Genomic DNA, 14,549 nt, shown 5'->3' with positions numbered 1-14,549 from the left:
CGGAAATGCAACTTAAGTTGCATTTCCGCTTTATTGTTCTTTTTTTAGCTCGATACTGAATAGATAAACGTGTTCATTTTCTTTTAAGAGTAGATCAATACCTGTTTCTTCACCAATGGTAGGAACGCTTACAGTTTCTTTACTTGTTTGGATTACAGCAGCTAAAATTGTTTTTTGATTGTATTTTAAATTTTTTATAGATTGGATTGTAGTAGTTGCGGAGCTATTTACGCTTGGTGGTGCTTCTTCATGAACAAGCGTTGAAGCACCTTCAATATTCATATACCACTGCCTTTTTTCTTGTATATCTTTATCGAATTGGAAATGTGGTGGTAAAAAAGAAAGCTTTACTTTCTTTTTTGAAAAATGTGAGGTAGCTATATTAGCAATTTCTTTTGTTTTTTTACCATTGTTATAATAATCAATTGTAGCATTTATTTCATCTTTATCATTTTTAAGCGTAACGTTATAAAACATGCTATTTCCTTCTTGAAAAGGAGTCATTTGTAAAATAGAAGCTTGCTCTTTTGTTAATTTGTATGGCTCAACAATGGCAACTTCATTGTTTTTTATTTGGCTACAACTTGTGAGTAATAATAAAAACAAGATTGATAGTAATTTTATACGCATGCAATCTCCTCCTTTTTACAATTATATTCTAAATGTGATTTTTTATCATTTCGTTTTCTAGGACTAAAGACTTAGAAGAAATTCCGATTGTAGTGCGATGTTTAAAATGTCATATTTTTATACACTAGTAGTATAGAATGCGTATGTAATAAGGTAGGGGAAGAATTTTATGTCTTTATGTCGGTTAGCGAGAAAAAATATAAGAACATTTGCTACCAAAAGGATGAAGCAATTTATGTGGATTGCTATGAGTATTATGATTTTGTTTTTTATGATATCGTTACAATTTAATGAAGGAGCTATTTTGAAAGTAGGGGATGCATTTGTATTTCAAATGTATTTTTACACACTGTTTATTGTACTAATTTTCATATGTATTTTTACTACATATAAAATGATGTACTCCCTTTTGCTAGTGAGGAGAGAGGAGTTTACATCTTATGTAGCAGAAAATATAAAAAGAAAAGAAGTACTATGTTTATTATGTCAGGAGCAATTATTCATTTATGGAGCAGCGTTTGTTTTTGGATTAGTTAATGGGATGTTATTTTTAAAATTATTTACGATTATTTTTATAAGAATAGCAGGAATACAAGGGATAAATAGTGCACCGATTACAATATATGCAATAGTAGTAGTGAGTATAATTATGATTGTTATCCTTCTATTATCGATGGTGCAATGTTTTCGATTTGTTCAAAGTTTACAAGATAAAAATTCGTTGCATTTCAAGAAAAAGGCATGAGAAATCATGCCTTTTTCCATTTTACACATAAAAATAATCATGTTACAGTGAAAAGACCTGACAAAGAATGGGAAGGAAAGGTTGTATAGAATGACAAATGAACAATCAATTGTAAAAGTCGATCGGTTAACGAAGCGAATCGGATCAAAGACACTTGTACAAAATATTAGTTTTGAAGTGAAAAAAGGCGAGGTTGTCGGTTTACTCGGACCAAACGGTGCTGGAAAAACGACTTTAATGAGAATGATGGTTGGTATGATCCGTATGACAGAAGGTGAAGTATGGATTGATGGTCAATCTGTGAAACAGCAATTCGAAAAAACAGCTGCGAAAATTGGAGCGGTAATTGAGACACCTGAATTTTATCCTTTTTTGAGCGGCTATGAAAATTTAACATATTTCGGACGAATGAATGGTAATGTGACCGAAGAACGTATCGATGAAGTAGTGAAATTGTTAGGGATGGGACAAGTAATTGATCGCAAAGTAAAAGCGTATTCACTCGGCATGAGACAACGTTTAGGAATCGCTCAGGCACTTATTCACGATCCAGACGTGTTGATACTAGATGAACCGACAAATGGATTAGACCCTAGTGGAATACATGAAATGAGAATGTACATAAAAAAAATTGCACATGAACAAGGAAAAGCTGTACTTGTATCAAGTCACTTACTTTCAGAAGTTGAATTAATGTGTGACAGAGTTATCATTATTCAGCACGGGGAATATGTGGCTACGCAAAATATTCAGCATAGCCAAAGCGAAGAGATGGAGACGATCCGTATACGTGTAGATGATGCGAATAAAGCAGCAGAAATATTAGGGCATGATGTTTTAGTAAAAGATAATGAATTACTTATTAATGTAAAAGATGAAGAAATCCCAAATGTTATTCGTACATTGCTTGAGAAAAATATTCAAGTGTATCGTGTATATGAAGAAAGAAAAACGTTAGAAGAGCAATTTTTAGAATTAACAGGGGGAAAAGATATTGTTTAATTTAGTATATAACGAACTGTATAAAATATTTAAGCGGAAGCGAACGATTATTCCATTTGCAGTTATTGCAGTATTAATAATCGGATTAGGATGGGTTACGGTAAAGTATTTTGAACCGGAAACAAAAGGATGGAAAGTAGATTATACAGAACGAACTGTAGAAATTGAGAAAAAGCTTGGCATGAAAAAAGAAGCTATTTTAGCAGAAAAATCAGGGGATGAGCTTGTAAAAGAATACCAGCTTAAGATGAAGCATTTAGATACGGATACAGCACCGGCAAGCAGTTCTCCACTTTCTTTCATGAGAGATACAGGTTTTATCGTATTTCCAATTTTGCTCCCATTTATCCTCGTGTATGCAAGTACAATTTTTGCGAATGAATATAGCTGGGGAACATATAAATTTTTAACGATACGACCAGCGAGTCGCTTTAAAATTTTAACAGCAAAATTTTTAGCAATCGTTATATTTGCAGCTTTATTATTTATATTTAATATGATCTTCTCCGCTTTATGTGGACTTGTTATTTATAAATTCCAACAGCCTGCATGGAGTGAGTTTATTTTCCAAGATGGAAATATAATAAAACAAAACATTTTTGTAGAAGCAAGTAAATATTATGTTTTATCGTGGTTACCAACGGTTGTGTACGCATCGTTTGCATTTATGATTTCTGTGTTAACGAGATCTAGTGGAGGTGCAATTGGTATTTCACTATTCCTTGCTTTATCAGGCAATATTGCGTTATTAGCAGCCACTAGATATAACTGGGCGAAATATTTATTGCCAGCAAACACAGATTTATATAGTATTTCAAAGAACGGAAGTTTTATTGATGGAGTAACATTCCCGTTTGCATCATGTATGTTGCTACTTTATTTGTTCGTATTTTTATGTATTTCATATACTGTGTTTTTAAAACGTGATTTAACTTAATAAGAAAAGCCGTTCAGGGTGCTGAGATGCACTTTGAACGGCTTTTTTTTATGAGAATTGTTTAAGTGCTCTTTCGGCTAGTAAAGCAAAGTATTCTGCACTTATAGGCAGTGCCTCTTCATTAATTGTAAAAGCAGGATGATGCCATTCATGTGTACCGCTCGTTCCCATAAAGACGAATGAACCTGGTATTTCCTGTTGGTAAAATGAGAAATCTTCTCCAGCCATTGATAGACTAGGCGAGATGATATTAAGATTCATCTTTGTGGCAACTTGAGTAGATAAGTCTGTAAGAGCTTTATCGTTGTGAACAGCAGGAGGACCTGAATAAAAACGGAATTTCGTTTTTACACCTAATGCATCAGATACACCTTTAATAATACGCTCCATGAGTGCTGGAATCTTTTCACGTGTTTCAGCTTGGAACGTGCGAATCGTTCCTTCTAACGTAGCTTTTTCAGGAATCACGTTCCACGTATTTCCTGCGTGAATATTTGTAACACTAACAACTGCATTATGAGATGAACTTATATTTCGGCTTACAATTGTTTGCAGTGCCATCACAATTTGAGAGGATGCAACAATAGGATCTACGCCAGCATCTGGTACAGCCGCGTGTGTACCAACTCCGTGAATTTCAATTTCAAATCGATCAACTCCAGCCATCAGTGGACCATCTTTAATGCCAATTGTACCTACTGGTAAATCAGGTTTATTATGCATGCCGAAAATCGCTTGCACATTACGTAAATGTCCAGCATCAATAACTTTGCAAGCGCCATTACTACTTTCTTCAGCTGGTTGGAATATGAAGCGAACCGTTCCATTTAGGGAAGATTCTCTTTCTTTTAATAAGAAAGCAGTACCTAAAATGGCAGCTGTATGAAAATCGTGTCCACAAGCATGCATTTTCCCTCGTACTTTAGATGCATAGGACAAATGTGTTTCTTCTTGAATAGGAAGGGCATCAATATCAGCACGAACTGCTACAATTGGCCCGTTTTTATTACCAGACACTTCAGCGATAATTCCTGTTTCTAAATTGGAGTCAATGATAGTAATGTTTTTTTCTTCTAACCAATTTTTTATTGCTTTTGTTGTTTCGAACTCTTCATATGATAGTTCTGGATACTCATGTAAATGTCGACGGATGGAAATAAGTTTTTCTTTTAGTTGATTTGAAATAGATACCATGTAGTATGCCTTCTTTCTTCAGCAAAATATTTATCATAAGTATACAACAATAAAAGAGAGGATTCTCAAATGAAAATCCTCTCTCGTTTATCCCGTATTAATGGGCAGTCCGATTGGTTCAACTAATTAAAGTTTCACTTTATGCTGCGACTTTTTTATGCGTATGATGTTTACGATAACGTCCACGCATTGCGTATGCAATTTGCGGGATTGCAATCCCGATTAAAATAAGTGATACACCGAACCATTGTGAAGATAGTACAGCCTCTTTTAAAACGAATACGGACATAATTGTTGTAACTGGTAGTTCCGCTGCACCAAGAATAGTTGCTAAGCCAGAACCGATTTTTGGAATACCGATTGTAAAGGCAATAGATGGAATTACGATACTAAATGTTCCTAATCCTAAACCGTATTTCCAAAGACCTTGAGAAATGGCACCATTAAAAATAAATGTTGGTGGGAATACAATCATGACTAAAGTTAAAGCACCAGTCATTAAGAGAACACCGCGCGGTAATGAAGGTACTTCAACAGCAACTTTTCCGCTCACGAAAATGTATGTTGCGAATGTAACAGCAGATAATAAACCTAAAATGATCCCAGTCGTATCGAAAGCACCTGCTGATTGTTCAAGTAAACCACTTGATAAAAATGTCCCTACAAGTAAGAAAATAACAGAAATAACTTTTTCTCTTGAAGGTAATGTTTTTGTTGCGACTGCTTCAATGATAATTCCGACCCAAACAAATTGGAATAAAAGAATAATTGCAATAGAAGCTGGTACAGTTTTTAATGAAGCATAATAAAAAATTCCGGTAAAACTTGCAGATGTTCCTGCAACGAATAAAAGTAATGCTTGCTTTAAAGGAACGCGATGTCTAGAAAATAGAAGTGTAATAGCAAGCAAAATAATCCAACCGAACAAATATTGGCTGCCAATTACCTCTCCAAGTGAAAATCCTTCTGCATATGCAAGCTTAACAAAAATAGCTAAAATTCCATAACTACACGCTCCTAATAAAACTAAAAGAGAATAACGAAGCATGAAAAATTCCTCCCATCTATATGAAGTTGTTCCGTATCGAAAATATATAACTAGAGGGAAGTATACAAAATTAGAAATAAAGGGTCAAATGAAAGAAAAGTATGACATTTTATAGAATAATAATAAAAGTATGATATTTATGCATAATCTTGAAATTATTAATAATAGAAGTATTATAAAATCAACTTTGCATTGTATAGAGCCAGCATTTGAAAAAAATATTTTTTAAACCAATATGTATATAGACGTACTAGTAACGTGCTAATTATTTGAGAAACTATGTTACCTTTGTTATGGTAATGACAATTAAAGGAGTTTCATAATCCATTTGAGTTTTTTCTATATAATAGAAGGAAATGAAAACGTTTTATTAGAAACTGTGAGGAAGTACTTTTTTCTTATTGCCACGTTGTAAAAGTGATTTCACGAATTGTTCATAGTATTTTTATGTGTTTTTGTTACAATATTTAGGGAGAGGAGTGGAATGATGCAAGATATTAGTATTTTTTTAGCGTTTGGCGCCGGGTTCTTATCATTTATTTCCCCATGTTGCTTACCGCTTTATCCGGCATTTTTATCGTACATAACAGGTATGTCGGTTTCTGAATTGAAAGAAGAAAATGCAATGCTTCGCAAAAGAAGTATGATACATACAGCGTTTTTCTTACTTGGATTTTCAATTATATTTATTGCAATTGGATTTGGTACAAGTTTTATTGGAGGAATCTTTACTGACTATAAAGATTTAATCAGACAGTTAGGTGGTATATTTATCATCGTGTTCGGCTTAATTATTGTCGGGGTGTTTAAGCCGAAATTTTTAATGCAAGACCGTAAATTTACATTTAAAAATCGTCCAAGTGGCTATTTTGGATCAGTACTAATTGGATTAGCCTTTGCAGCAGGGTGGACGCCATGTACCGGACCAATTCTAGTGTCGGTAATTGGATTAGCAGCAACAAACCCAGAATCAGCAATGATTTACATGATTGCTTACATACTTGGATTTGCTATCCCGTTTTTCGTACTGTCATTCTTTATTACGAAAATGTCTTGGATTAAAAGAAATAGTATGGCCTTCATGAAAGTCGGAGGATATATTATGATTGTTATGGGGGTCTTCCTATACTTTAACTGGATGACGAAAATTATCGTATATTTCTCAAGTTTATTTGGTGGTTTTACCGGTTTTTAGTATTATTCTGCGAAAATGTTGGAAATACTAACGGAAAAGCATATAATGAAAGTATATTTTGCATATAGCCACAAAAAAGGATGAGAAAATATGAACATAGTTCTTTTATCAAGTATCGTTGCTGTTTGTATGGCTGTCGGTGCGATGTTTATTCGTTTAAAAGCAGCTAAGAAACCTGCAACATTGAAAAAAATTATACTTCCGCCATTTTTTATGAGCACGGGAGCATTGATGTATGTTTTTCCTGAATTTCGATTAACTCCAGCGGAAATGTTAGAAGCAATTGGCGTCGGTTTGTTTTTCTCTATTTTTCTTATTAAAACATCTAAATTTGAAATTAGAGGACAAGAGATTTATTTGAAGCGTTCAAAAGCCTTTGTTTTTATATTAATTGGATTACTTGTCGTGCGGATTGTATTTAAAACATACTTAAGCCAATCTCTTGATTTAGGACAACTTAGTGGCATGTTCTTCTTACTGGCGTTCGCGATGATTGTGTCATGGAGAATTGCCATGTACCGTTCCTTTACGAAATTACAAAAGGAAATGGAAAAAGAAGATGGTTTTTATAATGAAAAAGATATGAAGCTAACTTAAAAACTGTATATGTACCAAATAAAAAGACAGCGTCAAAGGCGCTGTCTTTTTTATCGAAAATAATATGAAGTTACTTTGCGAGTAAAGATCGATAGTTAGAATAATCAATCTTTTTTTCTTGTAGTTTTTTAATTAAAAATTTATGATCACGCTTTGGTGTGGCAATGATATATCCTTTAATAATTAAGTCTTGTGTAATTTGAGAGGCATTTTCTTGTAATGCAAGTTCCCCGATTTTTCCAGCAATCTTTGATTTTGCAACATCGCGAAATAGTTCTGGAACAGGACTTACAAGCTCTTCTAACAATTGTTTTTGTTCGTCAGCCCATAAATGTCTCGTTTTATTTATGTAGTGTTCTTCCCAATCCAAAATGGACATGCCGTCTTCTTTTGGTAAACGTTTTAAAAATTTTCTGAACATAAAGTATCCACCGATAGACATAAGCCCTAATAAAATAACCGTCCATAATACAATGAACCAACTGAACCATCCTTCGAGCAAGCATATCCCCCCTTAATGATAGCGGTTTTCTTTTATTCATATTATATACAGTGAGATTCATAGAAAGCAAGAACGCTTGGTCATTTTGACCAAGCGTTATCATTTAAACAAAGTATAGTTGTTCCACATGTAAATTATTATTATCATCTTCTACATATTCAATGATTAATGTGCCAACTTTACGATCTTTATCTTCAGTTGTGAAAATAGAGTAAGAAGTAAAACGTGTTTTTGATAGGCCGCTTATGTGTGTAGGTAAAGAAATGTAGTCGTTATCGCGGAAGAATTCCATCAGTTCAATATCCTCAAATTCTTTTCGGTCAACTTGTTTGTTTGTATAGCGGCGTTGAAGTTGTTTTAAAGATTCATTCCAAGAAATTGCTTTTGTGTCGTATACCATTGTTCTATCTCCTTACTGTATGTAATTATTAAGAACATACGTTCTAATCTAGTATACTCTTTTTATTAGAAAAGGGAAAGCAAAAAATAATGTAAGCTTGGATTTCCAAGCTTACATTATTGATGCGTCCGTCATAATCTCTATTTTTCATTATAAGTTAGATAAGAATAAGAAACAAGATGATATATATAATGTTGAGAGTTTTCAAGATTCTGTATATTATAGGTGTACTAAAGTGTAAGGGAATGAGAGGTGTGACATACGTAATTTCACTGCAAGGGCCGATGGCTAGCGGAAAAACAACATTAGCAAAAAGGTTAGAAAAGAGAGGGTTTCGAGTTATATATGAAAATCCATATCCAATTGTAGAGAAGCGAAAAAAATTGAATTTAGATATGAATTCAAAAGTAGGGTTTATTATGAATCAAAAAATGTTTATGGAAGCAAAAATAAAGGAGTTTCAAAATGTGAAAGATTCAGTCGTAATTTTTGATCGCGGACCAGAAGACATTGAGTTTTTTACACTCTTTTATCCAACGATTATAGGAGAAGAGTGGGATATAGAAACTGAATTGAAAGATGAATTATATAAATTAAGAGAATGCCGTTCGGATGTGATTTTTTACTTAGATGTTACGAAAAAGAATGTATATGATAGAAAAAATAATGATAGAACAAGAAACAGAAGTACATTTGAGGAGCAATTTAAATTAGCAGAAACTGAAAAAGACTGGTATAAACAATTTCCTGTAACTTATGTGGACACAAATAGATTAACAGTTGACGATTTAGAGGTATATTTTATGGACTGGTTAAAGGAGAGAGGGCTATGAAAAAAATACTTTTATTTGTATACCCAACATTTGCGGAGTTTGAAATAACAGTAGCGACGGCGTTGCTGAAAAATAAATTTGAAATCATTACAGCGGGCTTAACAAAAGAATTGATTATAAGTGAAACAGGTTTGCAAGTGCAACCACATATAGAAGTAAGTGAAGTACGTGTAGATGAGTATGAGGGGGTACTTATTCCAGGTGGAGAAGAAGTACAGTTGAAAGATGCGAAATCTCTTTTTTCAGTCATTCGTCAATTTCACGAACAAGAAAAATTAGTGGCGGCAATTTGTGCTGGACCGTATGCGCTAGCAAAAGCAGGGTTATTTAAAGGGATTTCTTATACTGCGACTATAGATTATCAAAAATTCGATTGTTTTCCAGTAGAAAATTTCGTGTATGAAGAAGTTGTGCAACACTCAAATATCATTACAGCACAAGGGCATGCATTTGTACCATTTGGAATAGCGATTGCCTCTTATTTTGGAGTGGCAGACGAACATAATACAGATTTTTATTGTGGTAAAGGCAATGTAGTAATGGAGAAACTTTTACGAGAAAACGTGTAAAAGCTAGCAAATGCTAGCTTTTTTACACCGATAAATTACTAACGTTTTTGGATCGCGCCATATACCGTTATGGAGCGATAATTCCTTGTTGATTTCTTCTGTTAGCCATTCTTTCATCTCGGCTTGAAGATACATATTATCGGGTATATTTAACGATGGAAACATGCTGGAAATATAGTTTACTATTGGGGTAGCATGATGAAAAACGAGCGCATTATGAATAACTGTTTCTTCAACCGTTGGAAAAGCAGATGCTACTATCTCTTTACCATTTTCTAAACAAAATGGAGAGACTGCTGGTGATGTTTTCGGTAGATCAAATGCGTCAAGCATGTTGTTACACATTTCAACTATACGAGGTAATGAAACTTTAGAATTTGTTGTAGCTAAAAGTGTTCCGCCAGAACGAATGACTTTATAAAAGCCTTGAATTGTTTTTTCAACATCTTTCACATGGTATAACATATGTCTTGCAATTATTAGGTCATAACAATTTGTTTCGAAAGGAAGTTTACTAGCGTCCCCTCGTTTCCATTCTATTAAGTTATTTATTTTAGCAGCTTCAGCAAGCATAGATTCGGATTGATCAAACCCGGTTAATGGGCCTTTATGACCATTTGTTTGTAAAAGGGAAAGGAATTTTCCACTAGCGCACCCAACCTCTAATATGTTTTCATCCCCTTGAAGGTGTAAATGTTCAATGACGATCTTATCTAAATCTACGTGTTTTTCTTCGTAATGTGTATGTGTGTCGATGCGTGTTTGTAAATGGTTGCTAACGTTATATTGTCGTTTTACATCATTCATTTTGTCACATTCCACCTTTGTGCAAAATTGTTGGATTGCATGTGTTAATACATCTGTTTTCTTTAAACCTTCGTAATGGAGTGCTGATTCAAACCTTTCAAGTAATTTCTCTTCAATTCGAAAATGAATATCTTTTCGTTTTGTCACTGAAATTTCGCCCCTTTGCATCTGTTAGTGAGACTATAGCACGTCTGGAAATTTTGTGTAAATCATTTGTGTACACAAAATTAGGGGGATGAAAAAAATGTTTGAATATGATTTTAAACTATTGACGATTTAACCGTTTTCATATATTCTTAAATTAAGTAATATTCAAATAATTCAAAAGAAATGAGAGAGTCACATGCTTCTTCAAGGAACACATCGAATTGGTCGTATGGCCATGCTGTTGGCACTTGCGGATGAGAATGAAAGTCCTGTATTATCCATTCCAAAAGGTTGGAAGTATTGTACGGGGAAAGTGGGTTCGATGAATTCGCAAAAGGTTGTCGCAGCAATGGAAACAGCGGCTAAAAGCAACCAAGTTATTGAAACAGACGTTTACAGAGAAACACATGCACTTTATCATGCAATTATGGAAGCTTTGTACGGAGTGACGAGAGGTCAAATTCAGTTAGCAGACGTTCTTCGTACAGTAGGACTTCGTTTTGCGATTGTGCGCGGTACACCATACGACGGGAAAAAAGAAGGCGAATGGGTTGCTGTTGCATTATATGGAACGATTGGTGCACCTGTAAAAGGATCTGAGCATGAGGCGATTGGTTTAGGAATTAATCACATATGATTTGCCCATAGTCTATTAGTTAGAAGGGGGCCTTACTTTTTTAGGACAGAAGTCTGTCTTAAAAAGATAAGGTCCCCTTTTGCCTTTTTAAGGAGGAAAAATGATGATTACGTTAACAGGACATACATTGACAGTTGAAGAAATGAAGAGGTTATTACTGGAAGGAGAAGGTGTAACAGCTTGTCCAACTAGTATGCAAAAGGTAGCGGAGTGCCGCGAAGTAGTTGAGAAAATTGTAGAGGACGGAAAAGTCGTTTACGGTATTACAACTGGATTTGGAAAGTTTAGTGATGTGCTTATCCAAAAAGATGATGTAAAGGCACTTCAACATAATTTAATTCAGTCACATGCATGTGGGATAGGTGATCCATTCCCGGAAGAAGTATCGCGCGGAATGTTAATTTTACGAGCGAACACGATGCTTAAAGGAGTATCAGGCGTAAGGCCGCTTGTTGTAAATATGCTTCTTGAGTTTGTAAATCGTAAAATTCATCCAGTCGTTCCGCAACAAGGTTCACTTGGTGCAAGTGGAGATTTAGCACCTTTATCTCATCTTGCGCTCGTATTATTAGGCGAAGGTGAAGTGTTCTATAAAGGGAAACGCGTTCATGCAATGGTTGCTCTTACAGAAGAAGGGCTTGAGCCAATTGAACTTGAAGCGAAAGAAGGTCTTGCGTTAATTAATGGTACGCAGGCGATGACAGCACAAGGAGTTCTTTCTTATATAGAAGCAGAAGCAACGGCGTATCAAGCTGAACTAATTGCTTCGATGACAATTGAAGGGTTACAAGGCATTATTGATGCATTTGATGAAAATGTTCATAAAGCACGTGGCTATAAAGAGCAAGTGGATGTAGCAAGCAGAATTCGTGACATTCTTCATGATAGTAAGTTAACAACAAAACAAGGAGAACTACGTGTACAGGATGCCTATTCACTTCGTTGTATCCCGCAAGTACACGGTGCTTCTTGGCAAGTTTTGAATTATGTGAAAGAAAAATTAGAAATTGAAATGAATGCCGCAACAGATAATCCGCTAATCTTTGATGGCGGGGAAAAAGTAATTTCAGGTGGTAATTTCCATGGTCAACCGATTGCATTTGCGATGGACTTCTTAAAAGTAGGAATGGCGGAACTTGCAAACATTTCAGAGCGTCGTATTGAGCGTTTAGTAAATCCGCAGTTAAACGATTTACCGCCATTTTTAAGTCCAGAACCAGGACTTCAGTCTGGTGCAATGATTATGCAATATGCTGCAGCGTCACTAGTTTCTGAAAATAAAACGTTAGCACATCCAGCGAGTGTTGATTCAATCCCGTCATCAGCTAACCAAGAAGATCACGTAAGTATGGGAACAATCGCTTCACGTCATGCACATCAAATTATTCAAAATGTAAGACGTGTTCTTTCAATTGAAATGATTTGTGCGATGCAAGCGGCAGAATATCGTGGAATTGAAAACATGAGTACAGTGACGAAGAGCTTCTACCATCAAGGGCGTCAGCAAGTACCATCTATTACAAATGATCGCATCTTCTCAACGGATATTGAAAATATTGCACATTGGTTAAAAACGAATTATTCGATAAAAGAAAGATTGGATGTAAACGCAGCACTATAAAATGAGAAAAGGGAGAGATTGAAATGGAAAAAGTACAACAAACAATTCGCGCGCCAAGAGGTACAGAGTTACAAACGAAAGGGTGGGTGCAAGAAGCTGCACTTCGTATGCTAATGAACAATTTAGATCCGGAAGTTGCTGAAAAACCAGAAGAATTAGTTGTGTATGGCGGAATTGGCCGTGCAGCTCGTAACTGGGAAAGCTATCAGGCGATTGTAGATTCATTAAAAACGTTAGAAAGCGATGAAACGTTACTTGTTCAATCAGGAAAACCAGTTGCCATTTTTAAATCACATGAAGATGCACCTCGCGTTCTGTTAGCGAACTCAAACTTAGTACCAAAATGGGCAAACTGGGATCACTTCCGAGAACTAGAGAAAAAAGGTCTTATGATGTACGGACAAATGACAGCTGGTAGCTGGATTTACATTGGAACACAAGGGATTCTACAAGGAACATATGAAACATTTGGTGAAGCAGCTCGTCAACATTTCGACGGTTCATTAAAAGGTACATTAACACTTACTGCTGGTTTAGGTGGTATGGGTGGTGCACAACCTCTTGCTGTAACGATGAACGGCGGTGTTGTCATTGCTATTGATGTTGATAAGCGTAGCATCGATCGTCGTATTGAAAAGAGATATTGTGACATGTATACAGAATCATTAGAAGAAGCATTAACTGTTGCGAACGAGTATAAAGAGAAGAAAGAACCAATTTCAATTGGCTTGCTAGGAAATGCGGCAGAGATTTTACCAGAACTAGTGAAGCGTGATATTACGCCAGATTTAGTTACAGATCAAACATCTGCTCATGATCCATTAAACGGTTATATTCCAGTAGGTTACACATTAGAAGAAGCAGCGAAACTTCGTGAAAAAGATCCAGAACGTTACGTACAATTATCAAAAGAAAGTATGACAAAACATGTGGAAGCGATGCTTGCGATGCAAGAAAAAGGTGCAATTACATTTGATTATGGAAATAACATTCGCCAAGTTGCTTTCGATGAAGGTTTGAAAAATGCTTTCGATTTCCCAGGATTCGTTCCAGCATTTATTCGTCCATTATTCTGTGAAGGAAAAGGGCCATTCCGCTGGGTAGCACTTTCTGGTGATCCAGAAGATATTTATAAAACAGACGAAGTAATTTTACGTGAGTTCGCTGATAATGAACATTTATGTAACTGGATTCGTATGGCACGTCAACAAGTTGAGTTCCAAGGACTTCCATCACGTATTTGTTGGTTAGGTTACGGTGAGCGTGCGAAATTTGGTCGCATCATTAATGAAATGGTTGCAAATGGTGAATTATCAGCACCGATTGTTATTGGTCGTGACCATTTAGATTGCGGATCAGTAGCATCTCCAAACCGTGAAACAGAAGCGATGAAAGACGGTAGTGATGCAGTAGCTGACTGGCCAATTTTAAATGCATTAATTAATAGTGTAAACGGTGCGAGCTGGGTATCTGTTCACCACGGTGGTGGCGTTGGTATGGGTTATTCACTTCACGCTGGAATGGTTATTGTTGCAGATGGAACAGAAGCAGCAGCAAAACGTATTGAGCGCGTATTAACTTCTGACCCTGGTATGGGTGTTGTTCGTCACGTGGATGCTGGATATGACTTAGCTGTGGAAACTGCGAAAGAAAAAGGCGTTAACATTCCAATGATGAAATAAGGA

16 protein-coding genes and 1 pseudogene are annotated in these 14,549 nt (G+C 35.5%); 11 read left to right on the top strand and 6 right to left on the bottom strand.

Annotated elements, in window-relative coordinates; all coding sequences use genetic code 11:
* Positions 1-30: 30 nt before the first annotated feature.
* Positions 31-630: a histidine kinase gene (locus ACTL4X_RS18655; RefSeq protein WP_151639676.1), complete on the bottom strand. Its 600-nt coding sequence runs from the start codon at positions 628-630 to the stop codon at positions 31-33.
* A gap of 169 nt (positions 631-799) precedes the next feature.
* Here ACTL4X_RS18655 and ACTL4X_RS18650 point away from each other — a divergent pair, with 169 nt between their 5' ends.
* From ACTL4X_RS18650 to ACTL4X_RS18640, 3 genes are all read left to right on the top strand, one after another.
* On the top strand, positions 800-1,375 hold the full coding sequence (locus ACTL4X_RS18650; RefSeq protein ID WP_000050617.1) for an ABC transporter permease: 576 nt from the start codon (positions 800-802) through the stop codon (positions 1,373-1,375).
* Positions 1,376-1,465: 90 nt separating this feature from the next.
* Positions 1,466-2,377: an ABC transporter ATP-binding protein gene (locus ACTL4X_RS18645; protein ID WP_000180622.1), complete on the top strand. Its 912-nt coding sequence runs from the start codon at positions 1,466-1,468 to the stop codon at positions 2,375-2,377.
* Positions 2,370-3,314 (top strand): ABC transporter permease, encoded by a 945-nt coding sequence (locus tag ACTL4X_RS18640; RefSeq protein ID WP_000482759.1) that lies wholly within the window; start codon positions 2,370-2,372, stop codon positions 3,312-3,314. Before ACTL4X_RS18645 ends, ACTL4X_RS18640 begins: the two co-directional genes overlap by 8 nt.
* A 48-nt stretch (positions 3,315-3,362) precedes the next feature.
* Here the strand turns inward: ACTL4X_RS18640 and ACTL4X_RS18635 are convergent, their stop codons facing one another.
* Positions 3,363-4,508, bottom strand: a complete 1,146-nt coding sequence (locus tag ACTL4X_RS18635; RefSeq protein WP_000253675.1) for a M20 peptidase aminoacylase family protein — start codon at positions 4,506-4,508, stop codon at positions 3,363-3,365.
* Between the two features lie 139 nt (positions 4,509-4,647).
* Positions 4,648-5,556, bottom strand: coding sequence for an EamA family transporter (locus tag ACTL4X_RS18630; RefSeq protein WP_000947043.1), 909 nt, complete (start codon positions 5,554-5,556; stop codon positions 4,648-4,650).
* Between the two features lie 322 nt (positions 5,557-5,878).
* Here ACTL4X_RS18630 and ACTL4X_RS18625 point away from each other — a divergent pair.
* From ACTL4X_RS18625 to ACTL4X_RS18615, 3 genes and pseudogenes are all read left to right on the top strand, one after another.
* A pseudogene (locus ACTL4X_RS18625) lies at positions 5,879-6,027 on the top strand (peptidase T).
* A 16-nt stretch (positions 6,028-6,043) separates the two neighbouring features.
* On the top strand, positions 6,044-6,751 hold the full coding sequence (ccdA, locus tag ACTL4X_RS18620; protein WP_001152676.1) for a cytochrome c-type biogenesis protein CcdA: 708 nt from the start codon (positions 6,044-6,046) through the stop codon (positions 6,749-6,751).
* Between the two features lie 90 nt (positions 6,752-6,841).
* Positions 6,842-7,348: a CcdC family protein gene (locus tag ACTL4X_RS18615; protein ID WP_001028439.1), complete on the top strand. Its 507-nt coding sequence runs from the start codon at positions 6,842-6,844 to the stop codon at positions 7,346-7,348.
* A gap of 70 nt (positions 7,349-7,418) precedes the next feature.
* Here the strand turns inward: ACTL4X_RS18615 and ACTL4X_RS18610 are convergent, their stop codons facing one another.
* Positions 7,419-7,850 carry a DUF2621 domain-containing protein gene (locus ACTL4X_RS18610; RefSeq protein WP_000889373.1) on the bottom strand — a complete coding sequence of 144 codons (432 nt, stop codon included), beginning with the start codon at positions 7,848-7,850 and terminating at the stop codon, positions 7,419-7,421.
* A gap of 103 nt (positions 7,851-7,953) precedes the next feature.
* Positions 7,954-8,250: a hypothetical protein gene (locus ACTL4X_RS18605; protein ID WP_000262401.1), complete on the bottom strand. Its 297-nt coding sequence runs from the start codon at positions 8,248-8,250 to the stop codon at positions 7,954-7,956.
* Between the two features lie 245 nt (positions 8,251-8,495).
* Between ACTL4X_RS18605 and ACTL4X_RS18600 the strand changes: the two genes are divergently transcribed.
* Together ACTL4X_RS18600 and ACTL4X_RS18595 are read left to right on the top strand one after the other, a co-directional pair.
* Complete coding sequence (locus ACTL4X_RS18600; RefSeq protein ID WP_002041639.1) at positions 8,496-9,083, top strand: AAA family ATPase; 588 nt, start codon at positions 8,496-8,498, stop codon at positions 9,081-9,083.
* Positions 9,080-9,652, top strand: coding sequence for a DJ-1/PfpI family protein (locus tag ACTL4X_RS18595; protein ID WP_000722200.1), 573 nt, complete (start codon positions 9,080-9,082; stop codon positions 9,650-9,652). Before ACTL4X_RS18600 ends, ACTL4X_RS18595 begins: the two co-directional genes overlap by 4 nt.
* A 3-nt stretch (positions 9,653-9,655) precedes the next feature.
* On the opposite strand, the gene ACTL4X_RS18590 is transcribed toward ACTL4X_RS18595, so the two are convergent.
* Positions 9,656-10,606 (bottom strand): class I SAM-dependent methyltransferase, encoded by a 951-nt coding sequence (locus ACTL4X_RS18590; RefSeq protein WP_441394939.1) that lies wholly within the window; start codon positions 10,604-10,606, stop codon positions 9,656-9,658.
* A gap of 196 nt (positions 10,607-10,802) precedes the next feature.
* Between ACTL4X_RS18590 and hutP the strand changes: the two genes are divergently transcribed.
* The 3 genes from hutP (at position 10,803) to hutU (ending at position 14,546) form a co-directional block, all read left to right on the top strand.
* The gene (gene hutP, locus ACTL4X_RS18585) at positions 10,803-11,243 is read left to right on the top strand and encodes a hut operon transcriptional regulator HutP (RefSeq protein WP_000926516.1); all 441 of its coding nucleotides are present in this window, start codon (positions 10,803-10,805) and stop codon (positions 11,241-11,243) included.
* Positions 11,244-11,346: 103 nt separating this feature from the next.
* Positions 11,347-12,864 carry a histidine ammonia-lyase gene (hutH, locus tag ACTL4X_RS18580; RefSeq protein ID WP_000631874.1) on the top strand — a complete coding sequence of 506 codons (1,518 nt, stop codon included), beginning with the start codon at positions 11,347-11,349 and terminating at the stop codon, positions 12,862-12,864.
* 23 nt (positions 12,865-12,887) lie between these two features.
* Complete coding sequence (gene hutU / locus ACTL4X_RS18575; protein ID WP_000416944.1) at positions 12,888-14,546, top strand: urocanate hydratase; 1,659 nt, start codon at positions 12,888-12,890, stop codon at positions 14,544-14,546.
* Positions 14,547-14,549 lie beyond the last annotated feature (3 nt).

This window comes from Bacillus sp. RE35, from assembly GCF_052146655.1.
Lineage (GTDB): Bacteria > Bacillota > Bacilli > Bacillales > Bacillaceae_G > Bacillus_A > Bacillus_A cereus.
The sequence above is the reverse complement of the archived record's forward strand: the minus strand, read 5'-3'. Positions and strand labels throughout refer to the sequence as shown.